13 protein-coding genes are annotated in these 16,963 nt (G+C 64.1%); 8 read left to right on the top strand and 5 right to left on the bottom strand.

Annotated elements, in window-relative coordinates; genetic code table 11:
* Nucleotides 1–7: 7 nt before the first annotated feature.
* Nucleotides 8–1,885, bottom strand: coding sequence for a hypothetical protein (locus ACK4FJ_RS17930; RefSeq protein WP_409768103.1), 1,878 nt, complete (start codon nucleotides 1,883–1,885; stop codon nucleotides 8–10).
* A 3-nt stretch (nucleotides 1,886–1,888) separates the two neighbouring features.
* A complete protein-coding gene (locus ACK4FJ_RS17935; RefSeq protein WP_409768104.1) occupies nucleotides 1,889–2,029 on the bottom strand; it encodes a hypothetical protein in 141 nt (46 codons plus the stop codon).
* Between the two features lie 156 nt (nucleotides 2,030–2,185).
* Here ACK4FJ_RS17935 and ACK4FJ_RS17940 point away from each other — a divergent pair, with 156 nt between their 5' ends.
* From ACK4FJ_RS17940 to ACK4FJ_RS17950, 3 genes are read left to right on the top strand one after another with little or no spacing between them, the layout of a single operon-like run.
* On the top strand, nucleotides 2,186–2,842 hold the full coding sequence (locus ACK4FJ_RS17940; protein WP_409768105.1) for a shikimate kinase: 657 nt from the start codon (nucleotides 2,186–2,188) through the stop codon (nucleotides 2,840–2,842).
* A gap of 4 nt (nucleotides 2,843–2,846) precedes the next feature.
* Entirely contained in the window at nucleotides 2,847–3,968 is a 1,122-nt protein-coding gene (aroB, locus tag ACK4FJ_RS17945; protein WP_409768106.1) for a 3-dehydroquinate synthase, read from the top strand.
* 8 nt (nucleotides 3,969–3,976) lie between these two features.
* Entirely contained in the window at nucleotides 3,977–4,867 is an 891-nt protein-coding gene (locus tag ACK4FJ_RS17950; RefSeq protein WP_409768107.1) for an AEC family transporter, read from the top strand.
* Here ACK4FJ_RS17950 and ACK4FJ_RS17955 read toward each other — a convergent pair.
* Nucleotides 4,821–5,204, bottom strand: coding sequence for a ribbon-helix-helix domain-containing protein (locus tag ACK4FJ_RS17955; RefSeq protein WP_409768108.1), 384 nt, complete (start codon nucleotides 5,202–5,204; stop codon nucleotides 4,821–4,823). The two genes, ACK4FJ_RS17950 and ACK4FJ_RS17955, sit on opposite strands and share 47 nt — an antisense overlap.
* Before the next feature lie 132 nt (nucleotides 5,205–5,336).
* Complete coding sequence (locus tag ACK4FJ_RS17960; RefSeq protein WP_409768109.1) at nucleotides 5,337–5,666, bottom strand: BolA family protein; 330 nt, start codon at nucleotides 5,664–5,666, stop codon at nucleotides 5,337–5,339.
* 82 nt (nucleotides 5,667–5,748) lie between these two features.
* On the opposite strand from ACK4FJ_RS17960, the gene ACK4FJ_RS17965 reads away from it, so the two are divergent.
* Genes ACK4FJ_RS17965 through cobT form a run of 3 tightly spaced genes read left to right on the top strand, consistent with a single transcriptional unit; the run spans nucleotide 5,749 to nucleotide 9,319 of the window.
* A complete protein-coding gene (locus ACK4FJ_RS17965) occupies nucleotides 5,749–6,363 on the top strand; it encodes a J domain-containing protein (protein ID WP_409768110.1) in 615 nt (204 codons plus the stop codon).
* 57 nt (nucleotides 6,364–6,420) lie between these two features.
* Complete coding sequence (gene cobS, locus ACK4FJ_RS17970) at nucleotides 6,421–7,422, top strand: cobaltochelatase subunit CobS (RefSeq protein ID WP_409768111.1); 1,002 nt, start codon at nucleotides 6,421–6,423, stop codon at nucleotides 7,420–7,422.
* 19 nt (nucleotides 7,423–7,441) lie between these two features.
* On the top strand, nucleotides 7,442–9,319 hold the full coding sequence (gene cobT / locus ACK4FJ_RS17975; protein ID WP_409768112.1) for a cobaltochelatase subunit CobT: 1,878 nt from the start codon (nucleotides 7,442–7,444) through the stop codon (nucleotides 9,317–9,319).
* A gap of 27 nt (nucleotides 9,320–9,346) precedes the next feature.
* On the opposite strand, the gene ACK4FJ_RS17980 is transcribed toward cobT, so the two are convergent.
* A complete protein-coding gene (locus ACK4FJ_RS17980) occupies nucleotides 9,347–14,593 on the bottom strand; it encodes a PAS-domain containing protein (protein WP_409768113.1) in 5,247 nt (1,748 codons plus the stop codon).
* Between the two features lie 121 nt (nucleotides 14,594–14,714).
* On the opposite strand from ACK4FJ_RS17980, the gene ACK4FJ_RS17985 reads away from it, so the two are divergent.
* Together ACK4FJ_RS17985 and ACK4FJ_RS17990 are read left to right on the top strand one after the other, a co-directional pair.
* Nucleotides 14,715–15,707 carry an esterase-like activity of phytase family protein gene (locus ACK4FJ_RS17985; RefSeq protein WP_409768114.1) on the top strand — a complete coding sequence of 331 codons (993 nt, stop codon included), beginning with the start codon at nucleotides 14,715–14,717 and terminating at the stop codon, nucleotides 15,705–15,707.
* Between the two features lie 102 nt (nucleotides 15,708–15,809).
* A complete protein-coding gene (locus ACK4FJ_RS17990; protein WP_409768115.1) occupies nucleotides 15,810–16,949 on the top strand; it encodes an esterase-like activity of phytase family protein in 1,140 nt (379 codons plus the stop codon).
* The last annotated feature ends 14 nt before the right edge of the window (nucleotides 16,950–16,963 follow it).

Raw genomic sequence — 16,963 nt, forward strand, 5'->3', positions numbered from 1 at the left:
GGCGGGATCAGAAGCCGCGCAGCAAAGCCGCTTCCAGCGCAATCTGGCGGGCTTCTGCCTCCAGCCCGACATGGCGCAGCGCGCCAAGCGCGGTGGCCAGGCTCTGGCCATCGGCATCCAGGCTGCCATTGGGCCCAAGCAGCGTCAGCGCCAATGCCACCGTCTCGCCCTTCGCCTTGGCTTCTGAGGCACGCAGCAGGTTGCGCCACACCGCCACAGGCGGCGCCTTGCGCTCTGCGCCCGCACCGGCATTGAGCAGGCTGTCCCAGCGTTCGGTTGGCACGACGATGCCGGCACCCTCGGCCAGTGTCAGAAGCTGTGCCGCACGGGCATTGCGCTGCGCCACCGGCAGGTCCTTCTGCGCAGCCAGCCATGCCTCATAACGGCTGTCGCGCCATTCGCCATCCTCGCCGGCGATCAGCAGCAGCGGCCAGGCCTCGGCGGCAATCTCGCCGGCATTGTCGCGTTCCGGCGGCAGGGCCAACAGGATGTTGCGCCACAGGCGCGCAGTGCCGGGTTCGTTGGCAGCCAGCGCCATGCGGATCACGGCGGGCGCGGCGGCGATGCTGGCCTCGTTCGGCACCAGGTTGTTCAGCAGCGGCTTGTAGGCGGTCGCCGTGGGCAGCAGCAGGTCGCGCGCCATCGCCAGCTCGTAGGCCCGGCGCACCAGTTCGGCGCGCGCCTTCGGTTCGGCCGCATCGCGCGTCGACTGATACAGGAAGGCGGCGGCCCGTACGCTCTTGTCCTTGCCACTCGCGATGGCGGCAGTCAGCGCGGCACGCTGGTTTTCGGGAATCTCGGCGGCGGCATAAGCCTCGGCCAGCAATTCGGCCGGCAATGCGCCATAGCGTACGGCCCGCTCGGTGGCGCTGAGCCGTAATTCGGCATCCGCCTTGTCATAGGCGGCCAGGGCGACCAGCAGGGACGGCGGCGCGACCTCCAGTGTGTCTTTTGGCAATGGCCGGCCGGCCGCACGCAGCATGGCGAAATGCAGTGGGCTGGCACCGCCCAGGGTTTCCACCTTCGCCCGCGCATCGCCGCGCAGGGCGGCGGCCAGAGCGTTGAAGGCCGGATCCTCGCCGCCACCGCCATCGCGCCACAGGCTCAGCGCCAGGTCGCCGCCGGCGATGTCCTTGGCGCTGTAGCGGCATAGCACCGCAGCCTTCTGCCAGTAAGGCGATGGGTCCTCTCGCAAGGCGGTTGCAGCCAGGTCGCAGGCCCGCGCCAGTTCGTTCTTCAGCAGCGCCATCTCGAACGGCATCTGGCGGAAAATGGGGTCCTTCAGATCGGGCGGCTGTGGCGTGCCGAGCTGTTCTGCCGCGGCGATCTGGCCCAGGCGAAACAATTGTTCGACGCGAACGCCCAACAGGCTGGGGGTGCCGCCGCTGCCGGCCGGAGCCTGGGCGGTGGTGAGCAGCAGCCGCCGCTGCAGGTCGCGCAGGGCGCTGGCGGCCACGGGCGCAGGCAATACGCCGATCGTCTGCACGGCCTGGGCTCGGCTGGTGCCGTTCCACATGTCGGCACCGAGGCCGCCATTGGTGTCGTCCAGCAGGCCGGCGGTGGCGGAATCGGGTGCCGACAGCGGCTGGATCACGAATTCGGGCGCCTTGCCGTTGGGCGGTGCCAGTTCGGTGGAAGGTTGGAGGGGGGCTGACTGCACGCTGCCGGGCTGGCTGAAACCAGGCTGGCCGATGGGCGGGGTTCTGTCCTGGGGCGGTGCTTCTTGCGGGCGCTGCTCCGCGCCAGACTGGCTCGCACCTGGCGGGGTCAGCCTGACCGGCTGCGCCTGCAGGTCGAAGCCGGCTCCAAGAACCGCCTGCGCGGTCAGCCCGGCAAGCAGCAGGCCCCGGCTGAAGTGCCTGCGCGGCGCGGAACCGGCGCGCATCGGTTATTTCCCGAGCCGGTCGGCCGGAATCACCTTCTCCACCTTGGCGCGCGGGGCCGGAATGTCCCAGCTCGACAGGAAGGCAACGCCGCCGCCGATCAGCAGCATGAGAAACAGGAACAGGACGATCGACATACGGGCCATGCGGCTCGGACTCCAGGTTGCGGCGCGCCGCTCTTGGGGCGACGCGCTGGAATTGTGACGCAATTGCTTTATTGTACCGGCGTGGCCCCGGAGAGGCAATCGCGGGGCGCATGGCTATGTCGAAAGGGCCGGCGGAAACCGGCCCAGATCACGGGAATGGGCGTGAGCATTATCGAGACCGTCTCCGCCGTCGCAGCCCCATCCGACTCGACTGGTGGCGCGACCGCGACAGGAACCGGTGAAGGCATGCCACGCAGCCTGGTTCTGGTCGGACTGATGGGCGCCGGAAAGAGTTCGGTCGGCCGCCGGCTGGCCGGGCGGCTGGGATTCGACTTCATCGATGCCGATACCGAGATCGAAAAGGCCGCCGGCGCCACGATCCCCGAAATCTTCGCCGCCCATGGCGAGGCCGCCTTCCGCGACGGCGAGCGCAAGGTGATTGCCCGGCTACTGGAACAACCGCGCATCGTGCTGGCGACCGGCGGCGGGGCCTATATGAACGCGGAAACCCGGGCGCGCATTCACGACCGCGGCCTCTCGATCTGGCTCAAGGCCGAACTCGATGTGCTGGCCAAACGCTGTGCGCGGCGCAGCAACCGGCCGCTGCTGGCCAATGGCGACCTGCGCGGCACACTGGAGCGCCTGATGCGCGAACGCTATCCGGTTTATGCCGAGGCCGATATCACCGTGATCAGCGCCGACGGCCCGCATGAAGCGGTGGTTGAGCAGATCCTGCTGGCGCTGCCGCCAGCCTATCGCAAACTGGCCGAACGGCATCATGTCGAACCGGCTTCGTCTTCTTCGGTTGAGTAGCAGCATGACAGAGCAAAAAGTGCGCGTCGCCCTGGGTGATCGCGCCTACGACATCATGGTTGGCGGCGGCCTGCTGGAACGGGCGGGCGAGCATATCGCGCCGCTGCTGCGCCGGCCCTATGCCGTGATCGTCACCGACGAGAATGTGGCGGCGCGCCATCTCGACACGCTGAAACGCGCTCTGGCGCTGAAGAACATCGGCTGCGATGCGGTGGTGCTGCCGCCGGGCGAGAAGCAGAAATCCTATGCCGGTTTCGAGCAGCTCTGCGAGGCGCTGCTGGCCCTGAAGGTTGAGCGCCGCGACCACGTCATCGCCCTGGGCGGCGGCGTGATCGGCGACCTGGTCGGCTTCGCCGCTTCGGTGCTGCGGCGGGGCATGGATTTCATCCAGGTGCCCACCTCGCTGCTGGCGCAGGTGGATTCTTCCGTGGGCGGGAAGACGGCGATCAACAGCCGCCAGGGCAAGAACCTGATCGGCGCCTTCCACCAGCCGCGCCTGGTGCTGGCCGATGTGGCGCTGCTGGATACCCTGTCGCCGCGTGAGCTGCGCGCGGGCTATGCCGAGGTGGTGAAATACGGCCTGCTGGGCGATGCCGATTTCTTCGCCTGGCTGGAGACCAACGGCGCAAAACTGCTGGCCGGCGACATGGCCCTGCGCACGCAGGCCGTGGCGCGCTGCTGCGCCCACAAGGCGCGCATCGTGGCGGCCGATGAGCGCGAGGAAGGCGAGCGCGCTCTGCTCAATCTGGGTCACACCTTCGGCCACGCGCTGGAGGCCGAAACCGGATATTCCCAGCGCCTGCTACATGGCGAGGGCGTCGCCGTGGGCATGGGGCTGGCCTTCCGCCTGTCGGCGCGGCTGGGCCTGTGCGGCGACGACCTAGCGCCGCGCGTGGAACGCCATCTGGCGGAGAGCGGCCTGCCGGCGCGGCTGCGCGATGTCGATGGCGCCCGGCTGTTTTCGCCGGCCGTGCTGCTGGAGCACATGAAGCAGGACAAGAAAGTGCGCGACGGCAAGCTGGTCTTCATCCTGGCCGAAGCCATCGGCCGCGCCGTGCAGCGCAACGACGTGGCGCCCGAGGCGGTGGAAATCCTGCTGCGCGAACAACTCGCCGCGGCAGCATAAGCGCCGCCATGCCATTCGCCCTGATCGCCGAGGTCTTTTCGGTCATCGCGCCGCTATTCGTGCTGGCCGGTTTCGGCTGGCTGTGGGCGAAACGCGGCCGGCCCTTCCAGGTCGAGACCGTCAGCCTGCTCGCCACCAATATCGGCACGCCCTGCCTTGTGGTGCATAGCCTGCTGTCGTCGGAAATCGACCGTGGCATGCTGGGCACAATGGTGTTTGCCAGCATCGCGGCCCTGGCGACGGTGATGGCGATCAGTGCGCTGGCGTTGAAGCTGCTCGACCTGCCGGTGCGCAATTTCCTCTCGTCGCTCACCTTCCCGAATGCCGGCAATGCGGGCCTGTCACTCTGCCTGTTCGCCTATGGGCCGCAGGGCCTGGCACTAGGCATCCTGTTCTTTGCTGTGGCTTCACTGGGGAACTGGACGATCGGCCAGTCGATCATGGCCGGGCGCGGCAACCTGCGCGAGGTGCTGCGCTCGCCGATGATCTACGCGATCCTGTTCGGCATCCTGGGCAACATGATCGCGCTGCAGCCGCCGCTATGGGTGATGCGCAGCCTGCAGGTGGCCGGCGGTATCGCCATTCCGCTGATGTTGCTTACCCTCGGCGTCTCGCTCGCGACCCTGAAGGTGCAGGATCTGAAAAACGGTCTGATCCTGTCGCTGCTGCGGCTGGGTCTGGGGATCGGGATCGGTTTTGGCCTCAGCTGGCTGCTGGGCCTGGAAGGGGCGGCGCGCGGCACATTCATCATCCAGTGCGCCATGCCGGTGGCGGTGGTGAATTACGTGTTCGCCGTGCGCTTCAATCGCGATCCGGCCGCCACGGCCAGCCTGGTGGTGATCTCCACCCTGCTCAGTTTCGCGACTCTTCCTGTTCTGCTGCTGGCGGTTTTGCGCTGAAACCGACCATGTCGCCATGGCCGTTCTGCCGGCCAAGCGCCTGGATGGTGGGCGATATCCCAGCCACGCCGACGCCGGAGCGCACCACGAAATAGGCCAGGATGGCGCTGCGTACCCGCGAGGTGAGTGTCTTTTCCCGACGCAGAGGGTCGCGGTCCACCTGGGTGGCGAAATTGTGCCGGTCGATGCCTTCCGCTGCGCAAATGGCATCCAGCGCCGCCCATTCCAGATGCTCCAGGCGGATGCTGGTGCGGCCCCGGCCCAGCCGCAGGTTGCGGGTCACCAGGCTCGGTCCGTTACCGGCGGCGGCAGATGCATGCTGTGGACGGCGGGTCATCGGCATAACTGCAACCTATAATGGATGATAAAAAAACTATCAAATGAAAAGGTTGCATTATCCACATAAATCTGTCGCGGAAAGTTGCGTAATAGAATCAACCAGATGCAGAATCGGGCCGGTTTGTCGCCATTAAGCGCCGCTCCGGCTTCCAGCCTGGGTGGCGGCTTCCGCGGGGGTGAGGGCGGTGATCGCAAGGGCATGCACGCCATCGGCGAGTTCCGCCGCCAGCAGGCTGTAAATCTGCCGCTGGCGCTGCACCCGGGACTGGCCGGCGAAGCTTTCGGCCACGATTTTCAGGCGGAAATGGGTTTCCCCGGCGGGCAGGCCCTTCATGGCGGCGTGGCCGGCATGCATCGCGGATTCGTCAATCAGTTCCAGTGCCTGGGGCTGTAGGGCCCGGGTCAGATTGCTGCGGATACGCTCGGCCAGCGACATGACGAAAACTCCCCGATCGCTCAAGAAAAATGCAGGTCGGCTATAACCCTATGGCAGGGGCTATTGCCTTGCCAGTGTCACCCCTTCGACCCATACTTTCGCAGTCATGTCGCGCGCACGCTCCGCCCAGCAGAAAATCTTTCTCGACGCCGAGGCGGAAGCCGCCTTCGGGCGGCGCGGGCTGCGTTGCTGCGATCATCCCGGCTGCCGGGAAGAAGGGCGTTTCCCCGCGCCGAAAAGCCGCGAGCCGCGTGACGGACGCTGGCATTTCTGTCTGGATCATGTGCGGCAATACAATGCAGGCTGGGATTTCTTCCGCGGCATGAGCGCCGACGATGTCGAGCGTTATCAGCGCCAGGATGTGCTGGGCCATCGCCCCACATGGCGTCTGGGCACCAAGCCGCAGCGCGAGGAACCGCAGGTCTGGGTCAAGGACGATCTGGGCATCCTGGCCGAGGTGGGCATCAAGCTCGGCGCAGGCCGCCGCAAGACCAAGGCCGAGCTACAGCTCGATCCGCGCGAACGCGACGCTCTGCTGCAGTTGGGCTTCGATCTGAGCAAACTAACGCTGCCGTTACGGAAATCCGAGTTGAAGGCGCAGTACAAGCTGATGGTCAAACGCTACCATCCGGATGCCAATGGCGGCGACAAACAGGCCGAAGAACGGCTGAAAAGCATTAACCAGGCCTATGCCTTTCTCCAGACCCGCGGTTATACTTGAACAAATGATCTCCCCCACGGCGCGAATTCAAGCCCAAGCAAGAACCCGAGAGTGACGATGACGGCCCTTCAGACCAAGTCCGTTTCCATGCCGGCGAACGATCTGCCGGATATCACGGTTTCCGTGCGTGACGTATTCGGTATCGACAGCGACATGAAGGTGCCCGCCTTCAGCCAGCCCACCGAACATGTGCCGGATCTGGATCCGAGCTATCGCTTCGACCGCGAAACCACGCTCGCGATCCTGGCCGGCTTCGCCTACAACCGCCGCGTCATGGTGCAGGGTTATCATGGCACCGGCAAATCCACCCATATCGAGCAGGTCGCCGCCCGCCTGAACTGGCCCTGCGTGCGCATCAACCTCGACAGCCATATCAGCCGCATCGACCTGGTCGGCAAGGATGCCATCGTGCTGCGCGACGGCAAGCAGGTGACCGAATTCCGCGAAGGCATCCTGCCCTGGGCGTTGCAGTCGCCGGTGGCGCTGGTATTCGATGAATACGATGCCGGCCGCCCGGACATGATGTTCGTGATCCAGCGTATCCTGGAAGTCGAAGGCAAGCTCACCCTGCTCGACCAGAACCGCGTGATCCGCCCGCACAAGGCCTTCCGCCTGTTCGCCACCGCCAACACGGTCGGCCTGGGCGACACCACCGGGCTGTATCATGGCACGCAGCAGATCAACCAGGGCCAGATGGATCGCTGGAGCATCGTCTGCACGCTCAACTACCTGCCGGCCGAGGACGAGGTCGCCATCGTGATGGCCAAGTCGCCGAGCTATACCGGCGAGCAGGGCAAGAAGACGATCCAGAACATGGTGGCCGTGGCCGAACTCACCCGCGCCGGCTTCATCAATGGCGACATCTCGACCGTGATGAGCCCGCGTACGGTGATCACCTGGGCCGAGAATGCGCGCATCTTCGGCAGCGTCGGCTTCGCCTTCCGCCTCACCTTCCTCAACAAGTGCGACGAGCTGGAACGGCCGATGGTGGCCGAATACTACCAGCGCTGCTTCGGCGAGGAGTTGCCGGAAACCGCGGCCAAGGCCGATCTGAACTGAGCCGGGGCCGGCACACGCCATGGCCAACAAGCCGGAAAGCCCGACCGAACCCTTCAAGCGCGCGCTGACCGCGGCGACGCGGGCGATCTCGCATGATCGCGACCTGCAGGTCAGCTTCGGGCCGGAAACACCGGGTCTGCGCGGCAAGCGCGCCCGCCTGCCGGTGCCGGGCCGCGACCTGCCGGCGGCCGAGGTGGCGCAGATCCGCGGCATGGCCGATGCCATGGCCCTTCGCCTGCGTCATCACGACGATGGCCTGCATTCGCGCCTGCTGCCCCAGGGCGGGACCGCGCGCGCGGTGTTCGATGCTGTCGAGCAGGCGCGCGTGGAGGCGATCGGCGCGAACCGCATGGCCGGTGTGGCGCAGAACCTGAACGCTGCGCTGGAGGAACGCTGCCGCAGCAGAGGCTATGCCAAGATCGGCGACAGATCCGAAGCGCCCTTGGCCGATGTGCTGGGCCTGCTGGCGCGCGAGCGCCTGACCGGCGAGAAGATACCCGCCCAGGCGCAGAAGATGGTTTCGCTGTGGCGCGACTGGATCGAGGAGAAGGGCGGCGCCGACCTGGACGAGATGCTGAACCGCATCGACGACCAGCGCGCCTTCGCCAAGGTGGCGCGCAAGCTGATCAAGGACCTCGAGCTGGTCGACGACGAAGACGGCGACCTGAACGACGAGGACGAAGGCGAGGACCAGGACAGCCAGGGCCAGCAGCCGCAGAGCCAGTCCGACGGATCGGAATCAGAACAAGGCGAAGCCTCGTCCAGCGGCATGGAGCAGGCCGATGCCGCCGATGCCGCAGGCGGCGAGGCGGTCGAGATGGATGCCGAGGCCGGCATGGAGGAACAGGTGGCGGGCTCCGGCGAGGAAGCCGGCAAGGGTCGCCGCCCGCCCGGTTCCGACATGATGGGCCATAACCGCGAGGCGGTGTACAAGGCCTATACCAAGCAGTTCGACGAGGTGGTCGGCGCCGACGACCTGTGCGATGCCGAGGAACTCGGCCGCCTGCGTCATCACCTGGACCAGCAGCTTTCCAACCTGCAATCCGTGGTTGGTAAGCTGGCCAACCGGCTGCAGCGTCGCCTGATGGCCAAGCAGTCGCGGTCGTGGCATTTCGATCTTGAGGAGGGCATCCTCGATGCGGCGCGCCTGGCCCGCGTGGTGGCCAACCCGACCCTGCCGCTCAGCTACAAGCAGGAAAGCGATACCGATTTCCGCGATACCGTTGTCACCCTGCTGATTGACAATTCCGGTTCCATGCGTGGCCGTCCGATCACCGTGGCTGCGATGTGCGCCGACATCCTGGCCCGCACGCTGGAGCGTTGTGCGGTGAAGGTCGAGATCCTCGGCTTTACCACGCGCGCCTGGAAGGGCGGCCAGAGCCGCGAGAAATGGCTTTCCGACAACAAGCCGGCCCAGCCCGGCCGTTTGAACGACCTGCGGCACATCGTCTACAAGGGCGCCGACGCGCCCTGGCGCCGCGCCCGCCGCAACCTCGGCCTGATGCTGCGCGAGGGCCTGCTGAAGGAAAACATCGACGGCGAGGCGCTGATGTGGGCGCATGACCGCCTGCTGGCCCGCACGGAACAGCGCCGCATCCTGATGGTGATCTCGGACGGCGCTCCGGTCGACGATTCGACGCTGTCGGTCAATCCGGGCAATTACCTCGACCGGCATCTGCGCGAGGTGATCGACTGGATCGAGAAGCGCTCACCGGTCGAGCTTACCGCCATTGGCATCGGCCACGATGTCACGCGCTATTACAAACGCGCCGTCACCATCGTTGATGCCGAGCAGCTCGGCGGCGTGATGATGGAAAAACTAGCCGAACTGTTTGACGAGACACCGCCGATGCAAAAACCCGCACGGGGCAGGGCTGGCGGCCGCCGCGCCGCCTGACCGCCACCACCCGCATCAGACCGGACGTCAGTTCAGCTTCTTCAGTGACGCAAGCAGGCTGCTCAGCCCGCTTTTGGCCTTCTCGCTCAGCGCATCGCTCGTCGATGGCGGCTGTGCGGCTGGCAGTTCCGGCTCGGCCGGTGGCGTCGTCGCCGTGCCACCCGGCTTGCCGCCCAGCACGCGGTTGATCGCAGCGATCAGCTGCGGCAGGGCAATCGGCTTGGCGACGTAATCGTCCATGCCGCCGGCGATATAGCGCTCGCGGTCGCCTTCCATCGCATTGGCGGTCAGCGCGATGATCGGCAGGCTGGCGCAGTCCTGCGGCAGCCGGCGGATCGTCTGCGTAGCCGTAAGGCCGTCCATCTCCGGCATCTGCATGTCCATCAGCACCAGGTCGTAAGGAGCCTTCTGCACCTGTTCGCAGGCCTCGATGCCGTTCGTCACCAGGTCGACCTGGTGGCCGAGCTGTCGCAGCATCAGGCCGATTACCATCTGGTTCACCTGGTTGTCCTCGGCCACAAGGATGCGCAGGGATTTCTGCGTAGTCGGGCCGTCGGCCTGCGCCGCGGCGATGTCGGTTTCCACCGGTTGGCCCTCGCGCAGCGGCAGGGTGAACCAGAAGATGCTGCCTTCGCCTTCGGTGCTTTCCACGCCGATCCGGCCGCCCATCAGTTCGATCAGCTGCTTGGAGATTGCCAGCCCTAGTCCGGTGCCGCCGAAACGGCGGGCAATCGAACTATCGGCCTGACTGAAGCGGCCGAACAGGTGTTTGATCTTGTTGGCGGCGATGCCGATGCCGGTGTCGCGCACCTTGATGGTCAGGCTGAAGTGTCCTTCCTGTTGCCGTACGGCATCGACAATGATTTCCACCTCGCCCCGGTCAGTGAATTTGATCGCGTTGCCGGTCAGATTGAACAGCACCTGGCGCAAGCGCGCGGGGTCGCCCTTGACGAAGCGCGGCACTTCCGGCGCCACACAGGTACTCAGGCGCAGCCCCTTCATCACGGCGCGTGGATTCATCATCGATACGGCGCTCTCGATCACACGGGGCAAGTCGAAGTCGATCGATTCCAGGTCGACGCGGCCGGCTTCCAGTTTCGAGAAGTCCAGGATGTCGTTGATCAGGGTGAGCAGATGTTCGGCCGATTCGCGCGCGGTCACCACTAGCTTGTGCTGTTGCTGCGACAGCTCGGTATTCTGCAGCAGGCCTATGGTACCCAGTACGCCGTTCATCGGCGTGCGGATTTCGTGGCTCATCATCGCCAGGAATTCCGACTTGGCGCGGCTGGCCTCCTCCGCGCGTTCCTTCTCTTCCGAGAAGCGGTCGGCCAGTTCGCGCAGACGGAAGGATTGCTGCTCGACCTGGCGGTTGGCGGCCTCAAGGTCGGTGATATTGCGCTGCAGGACTTCTTGCTGCTGCTTCAGGGCCGTGATGTCGGTGCGGATGCCGACCACGCCGCCATCGCTGGTACGTCGCTCGGTGTTGCGCAGCCAGCGCCCGTTGGCCAGGCGTGTTTCGGTGCTGCCGCTGCCTTTACGGAACAGCTCGACGCGCTCGGTCAGCCATTCCTCCATGAAGGCGGGTTCCATGTCCACCATCTGGCGCTGAATGCTGGCGCGCAGGATGTCGCTGAATTTAGCGCCTGGCACAAGCAGGTCACTGATCTCGTTGTAGAACTCGCGATACTTCGAGTTGCAAAGCACCAGTCGTTCATCCTTGTCGTAAAGGATGAAGCCGTCGGAAATGCTTTCGATGGCATCGAACATCTGCCGCTCGGCCTGCTTGATCGCGGTGATGTCTGTGCCGATGCCGACCAGGCCGCCATCGACGGTGCGCTGTTCGTGCACCAGAAGCCAGCGCCCATCTGGCGTCTGCCGTTCGATGGCAATGCCGGCCGGATCGCGATGTTGCTCCAGCCGCTCGGCGATCCACGCCTCGGGATCCTTCCCGCCGATCGGGAAAACGCCGTTCGCCAAGCCCTGGCGTACCATATCCTCAAAGCGGATACCGACCTTAACGATGTTCTTCAGGCCCGGGAAATACTCGATGAAACGCCGGTTGAACAGTACAACGCGGTCGTCGGCATCGTAGTAGACGAAGGCTTCGCTGATCGCCTCGATGGCATCGCGCAGGCGCTGCTCGGCCAGCTTCAGATCGGTGATGTCATCGATAATGGCGATCACGCCGCCCTCGGCGGTGCGGCGGCGCTGGTTGCGCAGCCAGCGGCTATGCCGAAGCTGCACGTCGATGGGTTGGCCGGAGGGATTGTAGAAGTCAGCCCGCAACCGGGCAACATAGTCCATCACATCCACGCCTTCGGCCATGCGGTTCTGCTGGGCGGCTACCAGGTCCATCATCTGGTCGTAATGGATGCCGACCGCCACCGTCTGCGGATCGTGACCGGTCAGGTCGTAGAAGCGGCGGTTAGCCATGGCCAACCGCCCGTCGCGATCATACAGGGCAAAGCCTTCAGCCAGGGATTCGATGGCATCGCGCAGGCGCTGCTCGGCATTCTTGAGGTCGGAAATGTTGGAGACGATGCTGATGATGGCGCCTTCCGGCGTGCGGTGCCGCACGGTGCGCAGCCAGTAGCCAGGACGGGCCTCGATGTCGAAGGGCTGCCCGCTGGGTTGTTCGAAATCGCGCCGCAGGGCGTCGACATAAGCCTCGGCTTCGGGTTCGCGACCCTGCTCGCGTCCCAGGGCCATGATGCCGGCCAGGATGTCGTCGTTATGCGTGCCAGGGCCGATCATGGCCGGGTCGTGGCCGGTCAGCTCGTAATACCGCTGGTTCACGGTGATGATATGGCCATCGCGGCTGTAGAGAACGAAGCCTTCGGCTAGCGATTCGATGGCGTCGCGCAGGCGGCGTTCGGCCAGTTTCAGGTCGCTGATGTCGTTGAAGACGGTGATTACGCCGCCATCCAGGGTGCGGCAGCGCTGCATGCGCAGCCAGACGCCGGGGAAAGGCTCGCTGTCCACAGGTTGCCCCGTCGGATTGAAGAATTCCGCGCTGATCGTCTCGACATAGGCGTCGACGTCGAAGCCGGGCGTGTATCCCTGACGCTCGGCTGTGATGCGCATGATGTCCTTGAAGTGGATGCCGGGCCCGATCTGAGCGGGATCATGGCCCGTCATTTCATAGTAGCGCTGGTTGGCGATCACCATGTAGCCGTCGCGGTCATACAGGATAAAGCCCTCGGTCAGGGCGGCGATCGCGTCGCGCAGCCGCTGCTCGGCCAGCTTCAGGTCGGTGATGTCGCTGACCACGGATATCGTACTGCCGTCGGCGGTGCGGTGGCGCACGCTGCGCAGCCATTGCCCGGGACGGGCCTCGCCATCAATCGGTTTGCCCGACGGATTGCGGTAGTCGCGATGCAGCGCCGCCGCATAGCCGGCATGATCGGAATCGGGCCAGTGGGCGCGCCGCATCCTGAGCACTTCGCGAAACACATCGTCGAAGGTGATGCCCGGTTTAATGACATCGGGATCGTGGCCGGTCAGTTTGTAGAAATTGTGATTGGCCAGGCGCAGGCGGCCGTCGGGGGCATAGAGCACGAAGCCGTCCGACAGGCTCTCGATGGCGTCGCGCAGATGCTGTTCGGCCAGCTTCAGGTCGGTGATGTCGTCGATCACCGAGATGACGCCGCCATCGATAGTGCGGTGACGCTGCGTGCGTAGCCAGTAACCCGGGCGCACTTCCGAATCCATCGGCTTACCCGTCGGGTGCCAGAACTCTTTACGCTGCATTTCCTTGAAGGCGGCGGCATCGAAATCGGGCCAGCGGAGAAGGCGGCGTTGGGTGATGATTTCCAGCATTTCCTCTGCATGGGTGCCAGGCCGGATCTGTTCGGGGTCGTGATTGGTCAGTTCATAGAAGCGATGGTTGGCCACCATCAAGCGGCCGTCGCTACCGTATAGTACAAAGCCGCTACCAAGGGCTTCGATGGCATCGCGCAGGCGCTGTTCGGCAATTTTCAGCGCGGTCACGTCGCTGGTGATGCCGACCGAGCCGCCCTCGCTGGTCGGATTGATCGAGAAGCGCAGCCACCGGCCATCGGTCATGCGCCATTCGTACATATAGCCGCGTTTTTCCCGGGTCAGGCGCTGCGTGCGGAAGGCGAGGTGGCGCTGGCGGGCTTCCGGCGTCGAGGCGGAACCGAAATCGGCGGCGGTGGCTTCCAGGACTTCGCGATAGCTGACGTCTTCGCGACCGATGAAGGTGTGGAAGCTGGGCAGCAGATCCAGGGTGTTGTGGTTGAACAGGGCCAGATTGTCGTTGCTGTCGAACAGCACAAAGCTGTCAGGCATCGATTCCACCGCATCGCGCAGGCGCTGTTCGGCCCAGGATGCGCGTTCGCTCTGGCCGCGCAGGATCACCAGGAAGCCGATGCCGGCCATGCTGGCCAGCAGTATTGCGGCGATGCTGAAGCCGAGGTTCTCGCGCCAGGAGGCCAGAATGGAGTCGAGCGAGACACCGGCGGCGACGATCAGCGGAAAACCCGGCACGCGACGGAAAGCAAGATAGCGTTTCACGCCGTCTGGCGGTCCGGCCGTCAGATAGAGGCCGGCATCCACATTGTCGTATTGGCTGCTGAACAGAGGAATGCCCTGTGTCGAGCTGCCGATGCCTGGGCCGCTCTCGGGGATGCGGGCGATGCGAAAGCCGTCGGCGTGATGCAGGGTGAGCGAATTATCCGGCGTGATCGCGGCTTCGCGATAGAAGTTCATGAAGTATTCGGGGTCGACCGCCACGACAAGGATGCCGCCAAAGCTGCCGTCCGGCTTGTTGAAGCGGCGGCTGACGCTGAGAATCCAAAGCGACGTCAGCCGGTTCTGGATCGGTACGCCGATGTAAAGGCCGGCATGCGGCCGGTCGCGATGCACCGTGAAATATTCGCGATCGCTGGCGTTGAAGGATCGCGGCTGAAGACTGGTGCTGTCGAGGATGGAATCGCCGTTTTCGTTCAGCACCAGAAAGGCCCGCACCTGGGGCAGTTCCGACAGGCGGGCGTTCATGCGTTCGCGCAAGGCCGAAAGATTTTGCGCCGGCTGGGTACCAGCCATGCCGCTGAGCGTTTCGGTGTGGTTCAACAGAAAAATATCCACGGCTGAGAAGCTGCGGCTGGCATGCTCTTCCATCATGATCGCCAGCGAGCGCGCCGTGGCCTGGCCATTGGCGATTTCGTCCTGATACTGGCGATAGAGCTGGAGCCCTAGCACGCCACCCAGCAGCAGCAGCATGGCCACCACGAACAAGCGCGGCAGCCTCATCGCGGCATGTCTGATCGGTGCGATCTTCGGGGGCTGGGCGGAGGATGCCATCCTGGGATATCAGTGACGTGCGGGGCTGTGGAAAAGCATGCGGGCCATCATGAAAGCCAAATCTAAACAATTGATAAGTCTAGCACTGCTTCTGCTGCTGGCTATCGGCCAGCCGCTGGCCGGCCCCGGGGCGCAGGCGGGGGCGCGGGCCGAGCCGCTCGCTGTGCGCAGCGTCCCGCTGGAACTGCTCCCCGGCCAGGCCGAGCAGGCGGAACTGGGGCGGCTGCGCTATCTGGGCGGCCTCGTCCTGGCGGCCGAAGGCGATGTTTTTGGCGGATATTCCGGGATTGCCGTGGATTTCGATGGCGGCGGGCTCTGGGCCATTTCCGATCTGGGTCATTGGCTGCGGCTGGATTTCGCCCGGGATGCAGCCGGCCTTCCCGTTGACGTGATGCAGGCCCGGCATCTGCCGCTGGCCGATGCCCGGGGCCAGCCGGTCACCCGTAAATCGCTGAGCGATGCCGAGGCCCTGCGCCGCCTGCCCGACGGGTCGTGGCTGGTGGGTTTCGAGCGTGCCCATCGGTTCTGGACCTATGCCGAACCCGGCGGCCCGGCCCAATACACCCTGCCCGTGCCGCCGGGCTTTGAAACGCAGCCCGACAATGGCGGGGCCGAGGCCGTGGCCGTTTGGCCCAATGGCGATCTGCTGGTGCTGAGCGAGGAGAAGGAGTCCGGACCAGGCCATACATCCGTATGGCTGCACCAGGGCGGGATGCAGGGCGGTGCATGGTCGGACCTGTCCTGGCCGGTCCGCGATGGTTTCAAGCCGACCGATGCCGTCGCCTTGCCCGATGGCGACGTTCTCGTGCTGGAACGCTACTTCACGCCGCTGACCGGACCGAAGGCCCGTATCAGCCGCGTGACCATGGCCTCCATCCGGCCGGATGCGGTGCTGCAACCGGAAACGCTGGCGGAATGGGCGCGGCCATACTCGGTCGACAACATGGAAGCGCTGGATATGCGCCGCGCCGATGACGGCAGCCTGTGGCTCTATGTGATGTCGGACGACAACCGCAACAGCCTGCAGCGCACGCTGCTGATGGTGTTCAGGCTGGAGAAATGACCGCGCATACAAGCGTAAGTTTTTGAGAATCGGCATAAAAATCCGAAACACAAGTTCCGGTTTTGCATCTAGCTTTGCGCAAACGGATAAGGGGGGGTGCCTATGAAACCCGTTGTCTCGTGTGTTCTGAGCATTTTCTTGATGGCCTGCGCAGCGAATGCAATCGCGCAGCAGTCAATCGAGATAAAGCCTTTAAAGCCCAATAGGACGGCATGGCCGCAGCCAGAGATCGTCAGCAATTATGGGAACCTTCAGTATCTGGGTGGTCTGGGGTTTGATTTTAAACCACCCGAAGGGTGCTTTGGATTATGCGGCGGCTATTCTGGAATGACCATTCATCCAGATGGAAAAAAACTGACCCTTGTGTCGGATAATAATCACTGGCTGGAAGTAGATCTGGCGCTCAATAATGAAGGTTTGCCGATTGGATTCGCTGGTAAAGCAACGGTGACGAAGATGAGCGGAGTGCCGGCAAATCATCATGCTGAGTCTCTTCGTCGCGTCGAGAAGGGATGGCTTCTGTCATTCGAGGTCGATGACCGTAGGCCTGCCGAGAGTGATAAAATTCTCGTTTTGGCGGATGAGAAGAAACGCTTCAATCCTGTTTCTGGCCTTGAGGCTGTTGCAAAAAGCTTGGCTGCTGACAATGGCCTTGAGGCTGTTGCCTTGCTCAAAGATGGCGGCATGTTGCTGTTTGAGGAAGGCCGCAAGCAGAATGCAGGGCATTCTTGCGTCTGGTATCAGGCGGCGAATGGGGCTGTTGTTGGCATGGCTTGGCCAGTGGACGATGAATTCCGGCCCACTGATGCTGTTGCTACAAAAAACGACGCGGTACTCGTGCTTGAACGGCGTTTCCCATACAACCACAAAGGCCAAACTATCTATTTTACATCGGCTCGATTGCGCTTGATAACGCCAGACGCCATTCAGGCCAGCCTAAAGCATGCATCTATGCAATCTGAGAATTGCAGCCCGGGAAACGGCGTCCCAGTTTTGGAGCCTCAGCCGGGCAAGCTCTTGTTGATGAAGGGTGAGGTCGTCAAAGGGAAAGATGATCCTCGCAGTCCGCTGGATAACATGGAAGGTATCGACGTGCGGTGTGTCAGGGCACCTGATAATAGGGACAAGGTTCTCTGGATTTACATGAACTCTGACGATAACCTGAACGCAGACCAACAAACGACTATGCTGCTGGTCTTTCAGTCGAACAATGCCGAGTTAAACAAGGCCGCCTGCGGCTGAGGCCATAAAACGAA

This window comes from Ferrovibrio sp. (assembly GCF_046297595.1).
GTDB lineage: Bacteria > Pseudomonadota > Alphaproteobacteria > Ferrovibrionales > Ferrovibrionaceae > Ferrovibrio.

Bases quoted from the DNA above. Each gene is read 5' to 3' on its own strand.
- ACK4FJ_RS17930 (WP_409768103.1), bottom strand. From the start codon at position 1,885: ATGCGCGCCGGTTCCGCGCCGCGCAGGCACTTCAGCCGGGGCCTGCTG.
- ACK4FJ_RS17935 (WP_409768104.1), bottom strand. From the start codon at position 2,029: ATGGCCCGTATGTCGATCGTCCTGTTCCTGTTTCTCATGCTGCTGATC.
- ACK4FJ_RS17940 (WP_409768105.1), top strand. From the start codon at position 2,186: ATGGGCGTGAGCATTATCGAGACCGTCTCCGCCGTCGCAGCCCCATCC.
- aroB (WP_409768106.1), top strand. From the start codon at position 2,847: ATGACAGAGCAAAAAGTGCGCGTCGCCCTGGGTGATCGCGCCTACGAC.
- ACK4FJ_RS17950 (WP_409768107.1), top strand. From the start codon at position 3,977: ATGCCATTCGCCCTGATCGCCGAGGTCTTTTCGGTCATCGCGCCGCTA.
- ACK4FJ_RS17955 (WP_409768108.1), bottom strand. From the start codon at position 5,204: ATGACCCGCCGTCCACAGCATGCATCTGCCGCCGCCGGTAACGGACCG.
- ACK4FJ_RS17965 (WP_409768110.1), top strand. From the start codon at position 5,749: ATGTCGCGCGCACGCTCCGCCCAGCAGAAAATCTTTCTCGACGCCGAG.
- cobS (WP_409768111.1), top strand. From the start codon at position 6,421: ATGACGGCCCTTCAGACCAAGTCCGTTTCCATGCCGGCGAACGATCTG.
- cobT (WP_409768112.1), top strand. From the start codon at position 7,442: ATGGCCAACAAGCCGGAAAGCCCGACCGAACCCTTCAAGCGCGCGCTG.
- ACK4FJ_RS17980 (WP_409768113.1), bottom strand. From the start codon at position 14,593: ATGAGGCTGCCGCGCTTGTTCGTGGTGGCCATGCTGCTGCTGCTGGGT.
- ACK4FJ_RS17990 (WP_409768115.1), top strand. From the start codon at position 15,810: ATGAAACCCGTTGTCTCGTGTGTTCTGAGCATTTTCTTGATGGCCTGC.